Here is a 12,681-nt window from a genome sequence, read left to right as displayed (position 1 = left end):
CGGCGACGCTGGAGGAACGTGCGCCGGAGCCCTGCACGCCGCGGCGAAGGGATCGTGCCAGGTGCCGAGCCAAGCGCCCTGGAGGAAAGTAGACTCCGCGACGATGCAGAACGGTAAGGAAAACCGCGCTCCCGTAATGCGCCTGGCGCCCTCCTGGATCTGGCGCGCCCGCGGTCTGCTGGGGGTGTTGCCGCTCTTCGCTGCTGCCTGTCGGGACGCACCAGCGCCGGCCGCCACGGCGCCTTCTGCTGACGCTCCGGCGGGGTCGGTGACGGCGCCCAGCAGTGTGACGTCGTCCGGCGGCGCCACGGCCGCGCCCGGCGATGCGACGCCCTCCTCGTCGCCGGCCCCGGCTGGGGGCATCCTCGACCTCCACGTCCACCTGCCCTCGCGCGCCGTCGTCCCCGCCCTCCTGGAACGCTTGCAGCAGCACGGCATCGCCCGCGCCGTCATCCTCTCCAGCTCCCCCCTCCGCCCCTCCGCCCGCACCCAGGGCCCCTTCGCCGAGCTGGGCCCTGCCAACGATCTCGTCCTGGAGGTCGCCGCCGAGCACCCCGGACGCCTCATCCCCTTCATCGCCCTCGACCTCGCCGCCCAGCGCCCCGAGGACCTCGACGCCCTCCTTCGCCGCGGCGCTTGCGGCGTGAAGCTCTACCAGGGCAACCACGAGCTGCACGAGCGCCCCCTCGACGACCCGGCCCACGAACCCCTCTGGAAGGCCATGGCCGCGCGCCGCGTCCCCGTCCTCTTGCACGTGAACACCGTCCGCTACCGCGCCGAGCTCGACGCCGTCCTCCGCGCGCACCCGGGCCTCAACGTCACCTGCGCCCACTTCTGCGGCGCCCGCACCGACCTCGACCGCCTCGAATCGATCATGAACGCCCACCCCGCGCTGCTCTTCGACACCAGCAACGGCTCGGCATCCTTCGCCGCCGACGGCTACGCGCACTTCGAGCGCGAGCGCGACCGCATCCGCAGCCTCATCGCCCGCGCCCCTCACCGCTTCCTCTTCGGCTCCGACCTCGTCCCCACCCAGAGCGGCCCCGAGTGGTCCACCGAGTGGGACTTCCACCTGCGCGCCAACCTCGGCGTGCTGCGCGAAGAGCGCTTCGAGTTCTGGCGCAAGGAGCCCCCCTCGAAAGCGCTCGTCCCGGGTCAGTACCGCGGCCTCACCCTCCCTCCCGACGTGCTCCGCCCCATCCTCGAAGAGAACGCGAAGCGGTGGCTGGGCACCTGCCTCGCCCCGAAGTGAAGCCCGACGCGCGCCGCCTCCAGCCCGGCGCTCAGCTCAGCACTCGCACTCGTCCTCGAAGGCATCGCTCCGGGCGGTGGTCGTGAAGTCGTAGGGGTAGACTGCCTCCGGCGGACCCGAGACCCGGATCAGCACGTCGTTCGCGAAGTCCGCGCCGTAGCCCCACAGGCGGATCAGGCCCTCGTCCGAGGTCCTCGTGGTGAGTGGTGCCATCGTCGTCGCATTGAACACGTCGACGGTGACCGTGTGCTCGGGCCCGGCGGGAGGCACGTAGTCCTCGCAGCTCGCGCCACACGATCCCGCCCCGGCAACCCGGAGCACCAGCGACCAGTAGCGGGTCTCCGGCGGATCGTCGGCTGGCGTGTCGAACGACGTCTTGATGAAGTACCAGTCGTCGTCACCGCTGCACTTGTACGCCGAGATCTCGTTCCACACGTACCAGAGATCCTCGCCGTACCAGTCCGGATCGCCCTCGACCGGCAGCTCCATCGGGACCTGCGTCGCCGTCATGGCCACGTCATTGTCCTCGTACTCGTCGTCCACGCAGGCCGTCGCGCCGCCCGCCCCGCCTCCAGCACCGCCCGCCCCGCCTCCAGCGCCGCCGGTTCCACCCCCTTCGCCGCTGGTCCCGCCTGCCGCTCCGACGCCTCCCGTCGCACCGCTCCCACCGGCGCCACCCCCATCGTCACCATCATCACAGGCGATTGCGACCAGGCAGGAGGTGCTCAGGAAAGCCACCACGCCCAGCGTTCGCATCAGGTTGATTGTCATGCCTTCATGCGATGCCAGTCACGCGTCCCCTGTCAACGCGAGAGGGCGTGCAGGATCCAAGGATTGAGGCGTCCGGCGAACCCTTCTCTGCTGGCAGCGGCTCTCGTCGAGGCAGCGGCGGTGCCGAGGTCTGCGGGCGGGCGCCAGGGAGCCACGGGGGCGCGCAGCGTGACGCTGGAACGACCGGCAGGCCGTGGGACGCTGGGACGCGCAGCGGGAGATCGGCGCCTGCCTCCCCTGCGCCGGAGGGACGGCGCCCGTCTCCTCCGGCAAGGAAGTGCAGCGCCTGCGTCACCCGAGGGGGAGGCTCAACACTCGCACTCGTCCTCGAAGGCGTCGCTCCGGACGGTGGTGAGGAAGGTGTACGGGTAGACCGCTTCCGGCGGGCCCGAGACCCGGATCAGCACGTCATTGGCGAACTCCTCGCCGTAGCCGGCCATCCGGATCAGGCCCTCGGTCGACGTGCGCATGGCGAGCGGTGCCATCGTCGTCGCGTCGAACGCCTCGACGGTGACCGTGTGCTCGGGCCCCGCAGGGGGCACGTAGTCCTCACAGCTCGCGCCGCACGATCCCGCGCCCGCCGCGCGGAGCACCAGCGTCCAGTAACGGTACTCCGGAGGGTCGTTGATCATGTTGCTGAACGACGTCTTGATGAAATACCAGTCGTCGTCGCCGCTGCACTTGTACGCGGAGAGCTGGCCGTAAACGATCCAGTACTCCTCGTCGTCGGGCGGTGGCGGCACGGGGACCTGCGTCGCCGTCATGGCCACGTCGTTGTCCTCGTACTCATCGTCCGCGCAGGCCATCGCGCCGCCGCCGTCGCCACCCGCGCCGCCCGCGGCGGTGTCACCGCCGGACCCTGGGCCGTTGCCGCCACTGCCTGGACCTTCGCCGCCGCTTCCGCCCGAGCCGGTGGTCGCACCACCGCCCGCGCTTCCCGTGGAGGCTCCTGTTCCGCCGTCATCACCGTCGTCACAGGCGATTGCAGCCAGGCAGGTGACGCTGAGGAAACCCAGCACCCCCAGTGTCCGCATCAGTTTGATCGTCATGCACATAGCAAGGCGGATGGATTCCCCTCTGTCAATGTGAGGGTCTTCACGAAGGATCCGGGCCGCGGCTGCTGGAAAGCGCGAGATCCGTCGTCCTCGGAAACCCGCCGGCTGGCGCTGCGCCGCCCAGCGCCGCCCAGCGATCCTCGATGGCTCGCCATGGGGTGCGCCGCTCGTCCCGGAGGCGTGGGCTCGAAGAGGGGATCTGGGCGCGTGAACTGGGTGTGTCGGCGCACCTCCAGGGGCGGTGTTCGCGTGAAACTGGGTGCGTCGGCGGCGCGGGGGGAGTTTCGCCGCGAAACTGGGTACGTCGGCGGTGAGGGTGGGGCTTCCGCTGCGAAACTGGGTGCGTCGGCGGCCGACGTCCGCAGTTCCGCCGCGAAACTGGGTGCGTCGGCGGTGCCTTCCGGTGGGAGTTTCGCGCGAAACTGGGTGCGTCGGCCGCCGATGCACGCAGTGAACGACGGAAGAGGGAGGGCGGCGGCGCGACGCTCCGGGTTTCTCGGGCGAACCCGGTGCGCTGGCGGCACGCACGTGGTGCGCGCGGTGAAACCCCGGCGAGCAGCGGTGGAGGGAGGCGGTCCGAGGCCGGAGACTCGGGTGGGCGGCGTCGCGTCACCAGCGGTCTCGCGCCGAAACTGGCATGGGGGGCGTGCGAGGGAGAGGGTTTCCCGCGCCGGAGGGGAGGGCGGCTCCGGCGCGGGAGGGGGCGTCTCCCGCGGGCTCTTCAGGGGAGGGGTCGCGCGGTCGACGCTGCGGTCACGCCGTGAGGGTCACAGCGTGTGGCACAGCCAGGGGAAGGTGTATTTGCACTGCGCGTTGCAGAGCGGGAGGATGTGGAGGACGCCGCAGACGCCGTCACCCATGTCGCGGCCGTCGCACTCCTCGCCGGGCTCGCGCACGCCGTTGCCGCAGACGGAGGTGGGGGCGCAGGGGCCGCAGCTGCCGCCGCAGTCGACGCCGGTCTCGTTGCCGTTGCGGATGCCGTCGTTGCAGGTGGCGCAAGCGCCGCAGATGGGGCCGCCGCAGTCGACGCCAGTCTCGCCGCCGTTGCGGATGCCGTCGTTGCACGTGGCGCAGGGGGCGCAGCTGCCGCCGCAGTCGATGCCGGTCTCGTTGCCGTTGTGGATGCCATCGTTGCAGGTAGCGCAAGCGCCGCAGATGGGGCCGCCGCAGTCGACGCCGGTCTCGCCGCCGTTCTTGATGCCGTCGTTGCAGGTGGCGCAGGGGGCGCAGCTACCGCCGCAGTCGACGCCGGTCTCGCTGCCATTGCGGATGCCGTCGTTGCAGGTGGCGCAGGGAGCGCAGCTGCCGCCGCAGTCGACGCCGGTCTCGCTGCCGTTCTGGATGCCGTCGTTGCACGAGGCGCACGCCGTGGCGCAGCTGCCGCCGCAGTCGACGCCGGTCTCGTCGCCGTTCTGGATGCCGTCGCCACAGGTGACGTAGCAGACCTCGAGGTACGGGCGCTGATCGACCTTCACGTTCTCGCGGCTGCGGTAGTTGGTGTGGGTGGAGCCCGGCTCGTCGAGCAGGACGCCGTGGTTCGGGGTTCCGTCGACCCACCCCTGCACCAGCTCGTCGACGGCGAAGCGGCGGTAATCGATGGCGCTCGATGCGGTGAACGACGCCGAGGCGGCGGGATCGAAGCTGCTGCCCAGGCTGTTCCAGGTGACCGAGTTCTCGGCCCAGGCCGCCGTCACCTGGTGGACGTTGACCGTGGCGGCCGCGCCGTCCCGGTACACCTGGTAGATGCCCATGGTCGAATTGACCACCGTGGCGCCAGCGGGGACGCTGGAGAGGTCGAACTGGAGCAGGGTGCGCCGTCGGCCGCTCGACGAGGAGATGCCGGTGCTGAGCTGTTCGGTCGCGCCGTCGTTGAACGCCGCGGCGTCCGCGCGAATGACGGCATCCTGCGATGCAGGCCGGGTGATGCAGACGGAGCCCTCGGAGGACAGGGCTTGCTCGGCCTCGGCGACGGCATCGTGGATGGCGTCGTCGGGTTCCGACGCGCTCATACACGCAGGAATGGACAGGGCGGCAGCGGCGCAGAGGGTGGCGTAGTGCTTCGCGGTTTTCATTGCGGGTCCTCCGGAGAAATGAGTTGGTATGACTCCGGACCCCCTCCAGAGCGAGCGGTACATGAAGATCATGATCCGCGTCTGCGCCAAAATGGGGCGGGCCTGATAGAAATGCCGATGTTAATGAGCCTGAAAGCGATTCCAATGTCAAGAGGGAAGATTACGGCGACACGTTGTCGTGTATTGGTATGTCCAGTGTTATGGCGTTATGTCGTCCGGTGAATTGCCCGGCCGTACATGAAGAGACATGACGGCCGGTAGGTGACCAGGTCGCACTTTCGATGCGCGTCGCGTACGTGCGCGGAAACGCGATGCGGACGCGATGTAGACGCGATGTAGACGCGATGCGGACGGGGAAACGCGATGCAGAGGGCGCAATGCCTTGTGCTGCTGCGTACGGGCGCTGTGGGGCGTGCATTCTTTTACACGCTGGAAGCGGCTGGTAGAGGACCGCAAAGGTGGGCGTTTGCAAGCAGTGGAGCGTGCTGACGTGCGGTGACGCGCTGACGTGCGGTGACGCGCTGACGTGCGGTGACGCGCTGACATGCGGTGACGCGCTGGCGTGTAACCGCTGAAGTGCAGGGGGGCAGAGGCGTGGATGCCGGGCCTCGTGGTATTGCGCAGCACCGGATGGATCGCGGCAGTTGCGTATCGCACGACGCGGCTCGATGCGCACCGTGGGTCGTTACCGCGGCATTCATCTTTTCTGCATCGGGATGACAGTGTGTAGCTTCGACACGGGATTCGAAGCGCTGCAGGGCGAGCGTCGCGTGTGCTGCCATGAGGCGGTAATTTCCCCAGTTTGGCGCTGTGGTGTGGGAGCGCCTGCGGAGCAGGGGGTGGTTGCCGCATTGGCGGAGAGACTCGGCGATGACGTCACGCGATGGGCCACACGAGGGATGGCGCGCCACGGGGTGCGAGCAATGACGCACTCATGAGACAGGGGCGGTGTCGCAAAATGCATCGGTGAGACGACATCGCGAATGCATTGGAAGACGTCGCCAGTTCAACGGCTTGGGCCGCTGGGGCTGCGCGCCTCCTGAGCGAGAGGGCGCATGGGTCTCCGTCATCCGGACCCGCTCGCACTCATCCGGAGGGGTGAAATCGGTTCGACACGCATTCCTGGATCGGGGGACCGAGAGGCACTCTGCCTCTGCGTCGTCGAACTGGACCGTCGCATTGAATGACGCGCAGGTCGTCTGCGCTTCATCGACGATCAGAGTTCGCGGGCGTCCGAGTTTCAGCTCGAATCCGTCAGCGGACATGAGTTCACTCGAATGCATCGGGAGGACGACGTCACCAATGCATCGGGTGATGCACCCTCGTAGGTCCCCCAGAAAGGACCGAACCGGCATGCGATGAAGGAGGGATTGCACGCGTTGCAGGAGGGGTGGCTCCCGCGCGCGTCGACGGACGAATGATTTTCGTCGCGGGGGTGGGGGCTCGTCACGACGGGGCGCTCGTCGCAATGAGATGCTCATCGCACCGGGGGGGCTCGTCGCAACGAGACGCTCGTCACGACGGGGCGCCCGTCGCAACGGCGCGCTCGTCGCACCAGGGCGCTGGTCGTCAGCGGGGTCTGCGCGGTGGGGCGAGCCAGCCTTGCTGCACCTTGCCTCGCTGGCTGGCTTGCCAGAGGCGGCCGCTGGTCACGTCGAGGCAGGTGAGCCAGGCGCCGCCGCAGGCCCAGGTGTCGATGCAGATGGCGTGGCCGATGTTCATGGGGCGGCCGTCGCGCTGGGCGGTGTGGCCACAGACCATGATCTTGCCCGAGCAGTGGGGCAAGGCGTTGTGGAAGGGCTCCCAGAGCAGCACCGCGGGGCGCTGGCGGGCGAGGGGCTCGTCGGGGGCGGCGCCGGCGTGGACGAAGAAATGGGTGTCGGTCTCGTGGAAGATGGCGCAGGTGTGCTCGAAGAAGTCCCAGTGGGCTCCAGGGACGTCGTCGAAGGTGCCGTCCCGGTCCGAGGGAGCGTAGGAGGTGAGGGTCTGGTGGCCGCCGGCGCGGAGCCAGAGGGCGGCGAGGTCGGTGCTCGACCGGGCGCGGAGCATCATTTGCTCGTGGTTGCCGCGCAGGGGGATGAGGAGTCCAGCGTCGGAGAGCGCGATGAGGCGGTCGATGACGCCCCGGGAGTCGGGGCCGCGGTCCACGTAGTCGCCCAGGGTGACCAGGCGGTCGTCGGGCCTGAGGTCGACGGCCTCCAGGAGGGTGTCGAGGGCCAGGCTGCAACCGTGGATGTCGCCGATGGCGAGAACGCGCACCGGTCGATGACTACCCCGTTGCCCGTGCCTCCGCCAGTCGTCGCTCGAGGCGCGCACGCATGGCGTTGGGGATGCGTTCGGCCAGCGTCAGCGCGCGGAGGAGGTGGCGCGCGGCGTCGTCGCGTCGGCCACGGCGCAGTGCGGCGAGGGCGCGGACTTCGAGGACCTCCAGCCGCTCTTGCCCGACCGATGCGGTCTGGGAGCGGGTCTCGAGGGCATCCCAGGCGGCGTCTTCGGCGTCGCTGCCGGCGAGGGCGATCATGGTGCAGAGGACGTCCTCGGAAGGGGTGAGGGCGGCGTCGACGGCGCCGCGGCGGCGGGACTCTTCGCTCCGGGCGCGGACGTCGGTGGCGACGGTGGCGGCGCCCGCTTCGTCGCCCTGGTAGAGACGCATGCGCGCCTCCAGGAGCGGGATCACGGCGGGGCGGGCGCCGCCGCAGTGGCGCTCGGCGGTGAGGGCGGCGGCGCGGAGGTGGGGCTCGGCCGCGCGGAGGTCGTCCATCTGGTAGAGGACCTCGGCGAGGTTGAAGTGGCCGCCCAGCTCCAGCATGGGCTGGCCGAGGTCCCAGCCGATGGCGATGGTGCGCTCGAAGTCGGAGACGAGGCCGGCGCGATCGCCGCGGTAGCTGCGCAGGAGGCCGCGGTTGCTCATGGCCGGGCCGAGGTGCATCCAGTCGCCGCGCTCTTCGCAGCGCCGGACCACCTCGTCGAGGGCGCGGGCGCCTTCTTCGAGGCGGCCGAGGTTCGGGAGGATGAAGCTCAGGAGCAGCAAGGCGACCATCTGGGTCTCGTGGCCGAGGGCACCCAGGGCGCCGGCGGCGGTGGCGGCGCGCTCCAGGGTGGCGGCGGCTTCTTTTTCGAGGTCGTCGCGGTGGAGGGAGCGGCCCTCGCCGAGCAGGAGCTGCGCTTCGACGCGGGCGTGGGTCGCCGTGGTGCGCGAGGTGGGCGGGGCGTCGAGCGCGCTGCCGCGGAGGGGGCGGGCGGCGTGGAGGGCCTGGGCGGCACGGACGCGCTCGCGGGCGCTCTGGTACTTGCCGATCCAGTCGAGCACCGTGGCCTCTTCGAGGAGGATCTCGACCTCGGCGAAGACGTCGCCCGCGGCGGTGGCCTGGGCGCGGGCGGTGCGCAGGTCCTCGAGGGCCTCGGCGTGGCGGCCGAGGCGGGAGCGCATCTGGCCGCGACCGCGCGCGGCCTGGGCGAGGGGGGCGCCGCGCTCGATGGCGCGGCTGAAGGCGATCTCGGCGTCGAGGTAGGCGTGGCGGACGCAGGCTTCTTCGCCGAGGGCGAGGTAGGCGGTCGCCGCCTCTTCGTCGAGGCCGGCGGCGGCGGCGTGCATGGCGAGGCGGGCCCTGGCCTGCTGGCTGTCGGCGCGGCGGTAGTGATCGACGGCGGCGAGGTGGGTGTGGTGCTTGAGGTCGGAGGGGGCGCCGCGGGCGATGGCGTCCTTGAGCAAGGGGTGGCGGAAGGCGACGCGGCGCTCGTCGGCGCTGCGGACGAGCAGGCCGACGTCGACCAGGCGCTCGGTGCCGGCGAGGGCGTCGAGGGGGAGCTGGTCGGCGCCGCCCTGGCGCTCCATGGCGCGGAGGACGGCGCTGACGTCGACGATCTCGATGTCGTCCCCGAGGAGCGCGACGAGGCGGGCGTGGGCTTGCAGGGCAGGGGGGAGGGCGTCGAGTTCGCGCTCGGCGAGCCACTCGAGGATGGGGAGGTCGGGAAGGCGCTCCAGCTCTTCGCTCGCGAGGCGCAGGGTGCCGTTGCGCGGGTCGCGGCGGACGAGGCCCTCGCGCTTGAGGCCGCGGATCAGCTCGGTGAGGAGGAGCGGGACGGCGCAGGAGCGCTCGACGAGGCGGCGCACGGCGGCGGCGGGGACGTCGAGCACGGGCAAGAGGAGCTGGCGGCAGAGGGCTTCGGCGCTCTCGGCGTCGAGGGGGTCGAGGTGGTGCTTTTCGCGGTGGGCGGCGCGCTCGCCCCAGCCGGGGTGCACGGTGGCGAGGGCAGGCCTTCCGAGGGCGCAGACCCAGAGGCGGGTGACGGTGCCTTCGCGGGCTGCGTGTTCGAGGGCGGCCATGGCGGCCTCGTCGCAGAGGTGGGCGTCGTCGATCACCACGGCGCAGCCGCCGCGTGCGGCGCGGGCGCGCAGGGCCTCGCCAGCGACGACGATGGGCATGGCGCGGAGGGCACCCGGGGCGGCGGAGAGGGCGGCGAGGGCAGGGGCGTCGGAGGCGAGCCAGCCGAGGGCCAGGGCGACGGCGGGCCAGAGGGTCGCCGGGGGGAGCGCGCCGCCGAGGCGGGAGGTGAGCAACTCTTCGCCAGCGTCCTTCGGGGCGAAGCGCGGGAGGTCGAGGGCGAGGCGGAGGAGGTCGGCGAGGGCGCCGCCGCCGTCGCCATGGTCGCGTGGCTCGATGCCGAGCACGATGACGCCCGGGAGGACGAGGGCGAGCTGCGCCTTGAGCGCCTGGTAGAGGCGGGTCTTGCCGGTGCCGACGTCGCCGATGAGGGTGGTGAGCGTGGGCGGGCCGCCGTCGAGGGCGTCGCGCGCGCTGCGGAGCAAGGTCTGGAGGAGGGGGCGTCGGCCGATGAGGGGGAGGACCGAGACCTCGGTGGTGGCGGAGAGCGCGGCGTCCGGCAGGCGGGGGCCGGGCGCCATCCAGCCTTGCGGGGGTAAGGTGGCGGGCTCGGCATGCTCGGAGAGCACGGCCGCGGCGGCGGGGCCGAGCTGGACGCCGGCGGGATCCTTGGGGCCGGGGTAGCGGGCGCTCTGCTGGAAGACGGCGCTGAGGTAGCGCGGGGTGCCGTCGCGGCGGCGCTGGACGTGGACGGGGGCGAGGTCGACGCGGGCGCGGTCGCACAGGCCTTCCTGGACGAGGGTCTGCGCGGCGCGGAGCGCTCTGCGGGCGGGGTTCTCGCCGACTTCATGGCTGTAGAGGGCCACGGCGCGCCGGCCGGCGATGTGCGCGAGTTCGCCGCCGAGCTGGTGGAGGCGGCGCTGGAGGGCCAGGGGGCTGACCGCGGCCTCCAGGTAGACGAGGCCGACGCGACGGCGGCCGACGAGCGAGGAGGGGGGCGGTGGCGAGGATTCGAGCGCGCGGAAAGCGCTGCTCGGGGGGCGGGCCTCTTCGACGGACAGGCTCGCTTCGTGGAGCGCGGCGCGGAGTGCGCGGGCGTGCGGGTAGCGGTGCTCGGGGCGCTTGGCGAGGCAGCGCAGGACGACCTCTTCGAGGTCGTCGGGCACGGGGGTGAGCAGCGAAGGGGGCGGGGGCCTGCGGGTGCGGTGGGCCTCGCGCACGGCCGCGGCGGGGCCCCAGAACGGGGTCTTGCCGGTGAGCAGCTCGTAGAGGATCACGCCCATCGCGTAGATGTCGGTGCGCGCGTCGAGCCGGGCGCTGCCATCGCACTGCTCCGGGGTCATGTACTCCGGGGTGCCGACGGGGACACCGCTCCAGGGATCGCCTCCCTCGGCCGTGGCGGAGCCGAAGTCGAGCAAGGTGGCCCGCAGGCCGCCGTGGACCAGGATGTTCTCCGGCTTGAGGTCGCCGTGGGCGCGGCCGCGGGCGTGGACGACCTCGAGGGGCAAGAGCGTGGCGTTGGCCAGGGTGACGACGGTGCGCAAAGGAATGGACCAGGACGAGACGCCGCCCAGCTCCGCGAGCGTGGGCGCCTCGATGCGATCCATGAGGATGTAGGGGGCGCCGCTCTCGTTGACGCCCTCTCCATGCACCGTGGGTACGTGCGGGGAGCCGACGGCGCGGAGTACGTCGGCCTCGCGGCGCAGCCTGCAGGCGGCACCCGGGATGTCGGCCCGGGCGAGCTTGAGCGCGAGGCGCGCGCCGTCCGTGAGGCGCTCGACGGCGTAGACGACGCCGAAGCCGCCCCAGCCGAGCACCCGCGTGACGCGGAAGCCCGGGAAGGTGGGCCTGCCGCTGCGCCCCGCGGGAGGGGGTCGTGGCTCCCGGTGGGTGGTGGCGGGGAGCCCGTGCTCGAAGCAGCCGGACACCCTGACGATGCGCTTTCCGCATTGCGGACAGCGCCCTCCCCCGGAGGCCTCCGTCGGCCTCTCGCTCGTCCTGCTCGTGCCCATCATACCGGTTCGTTTTGCTGATTCAGTCGAGGAACACCGTGATCACGTTGAAGTTGAAGCTTGGCCTGGAATAGAAGGGCGTGCATCCCATCCAGAAATTCGACGGCGTCTGCGCCGGAACGCAGTAGTCGGAGCAGGCGCCGACGATCTTGATCATGCCGCACGACTCCACCCCGCCCTGGGCATTGACGTGTCCAGCGGCGCAGGCGCGCTGCTTCTGACGCGCATAATCGACGTGATTGGTGTTGTAGCAGGCATACGCCGACGGCGGATCGGTGAACAGGTTCCCCCAGAAAGCTCCTTCTTCGTGGGTGAAGGTGGCGAGTTCGTCGCCGCCGAGCACCCAGAACTGCTGGTGCCACGAACGCGACGAGAGGAGCACCGAGGCGCCATAGTAATTGACCCGGGACAGCAGGCAGGCGGAGACCCACCGGGCTTCGTCATCGGTGATGGGAGAGCTTTGCCATTGCGGTGCGAGCGCCATGAGCCCCGGGTACGACTCGGCGTGGACGCCCCCCTGGTCGTCCCTCCAGGAAAAGTCGAACGAGGACGACGCGGGCAACGCGCAGCTCACGACATAGCGCAGCGCCTGCCGGGCGAGGTCGCCGACGTTGCCGGAGTCCAGGAGGCGATTCCTGGCCTCGATCGTCAGGCCATTCCAGTTGAGGGCGTTCCAGTTGAGGGCGTTCCAGTTGAGGGCGTTCCAGTTGATGGCATTCCAGTTGAGCGCATTCTCGCTGAGGAGTGCGCTCTCGTCGGTCGCGATCTCTTCCGCTGGATCGGCATCGCCTTCTTCGACGAGAGGCGTGGCACAGCCAGCAGAGAGGGCGGCGGCGACCGCCGCGCAGGTGCCCAGTGTCCATGTGTTCGTCGACAAGTTCATCCCCCCGAAAGCAGCGCGTCGACACGGAGGATCGGCGCGGATTGAACCACCTCACGACCGAGAAGAAGGCGCGGGCTGGTCCCTCGCTGGGGCAGAGCGTTCGTTCATCCATGGGCGCGGACGGATCCCCCCGTGATCCCTCGTGCTCCGTTGCAGTGCCTCGACCTCGGGTGATCTTCTTACAGCATCTGTCGGCGCTCGTCTCGCGGCGGATTCATTGCGGTGCTCGTGCGTATGTCGTGCTCGTTCACGGGCGCCCCCGTGCTCGGTCGTGATGCACGGCGGACGCCGCTGGATGGCAGCTGGGCCAT

General features: G+C 70.8%; 7 protein-coding genes. 1 reads left to right on the top strand and 6 read right to left on the bottom strand.

The genetic code is table 11. The annotated features are described in order from the left end of the window. Positions 1-103: 103 nt before the first annotated feature. Positions 104-1,252 (top strand): amidohydrolase family protein, encoded by a 1,149-nt coding sequence (locus CMC5_RS38640; protein ID WP_082363211.1) that lies wholly within the window; start codon positions 104-106, stop codon positions 1,250-1,252. A 36-nt stretch (positions 1,253-1,288) separates the two neighbouring features. On the opposite strand, the gene CMC5_RS43690 is transcribed toward CMC5_RS38640, so the two are convergent. The 6 genes from CMC5_RS43690 to CMC5_RS38610 all read right to left on the bottom strand — a co-directional run bounded on the left by CMC5_RS43690 (position 1,289) and on the right by CMC5_RS38610 (position 12,364). Then, positions 1,289-2,008 (bottom strand): hypothetical protein, encoded by a 720-nt coding sequence (locus tag CMC5_RS43690; protein ID WP_179955502.1) that lies wholly within the window; start codon positions 2,006-2,008, stop codon positions 1,289-1,291. A 323-nt stretch (positions 2,009-2,331) separates the two neighbouring features. Next, positions 2,332-3,072: a hypothetical protein gene (locus CMC5_RS38630; protein ID WP_156339194.1), complete on the bottom strand. Its 741-nt coding sequence runs from the start codon at positions 3,070-3,072 to the stop codon at positions 2,332-2,334. Positions 3,073-3,845: 773 nt separating this feature from the next. Continuing rightward, positions 3,846-5,150, bottom strand: a complete 1,305-nt coding sequence (locus tag CMC5_RS38625) for a DNRLRE domain-containing protein (protein ID WP_050435086.1) — start codon at positions 5,148-5,150, stop codon at positions 3,846-3,848. Positions 5,151-6,719: 1,569 nt separating this feature from the next. Beyond that, a complete protein-coding gene (locus tag CMC5_RS38620) occupies positions 6,720-7,409 on the bottom strand; it encodes a metallophosphoesterase family protein (RefSeq protein WP_050435085.1) in 690 nt (229 codons plus the stop codon). A 10-nt stretch (positions 7,410-7,419) separates the two neighbouring features. Continuing rightward, positions 7,420-11,490, bottom strand: coding sequence for a serine/threonine-protein kinase (locus CMC5_RS48815; protein ID WP_082363206.1), 4,071 nt, complete (start codon positions 11,488-11,490; stop codon positions 7,420-7,422). 19 nt (positions 11,491-11,509) lie between these two features. After that, complete coding sequence (locus tag CMC5_RS38610) at positions 11,510-12,364, bottom strand: hypothetical protein (RefSeq protein WP_156339192.1); 855 nt, start codon at positions 12,362-12,364, stop codon at positions 11,510-11,512. Positions 12,365-12,681 lie beyond the last annotated feature (317 nt).

Source organism: Chondromyces crocatus, assembly GCF_001189295.1.
Taxonomy (GTDB): domain Bacteria; phylum Myxococcota_A; class Polyangia; order Polyangiales; family Polyangiaceae; genus Chondromyces; species Chondromyces crocatus.
This window is presented reverse-complemented; position numbering and strand designations above follow the sequence as displayed.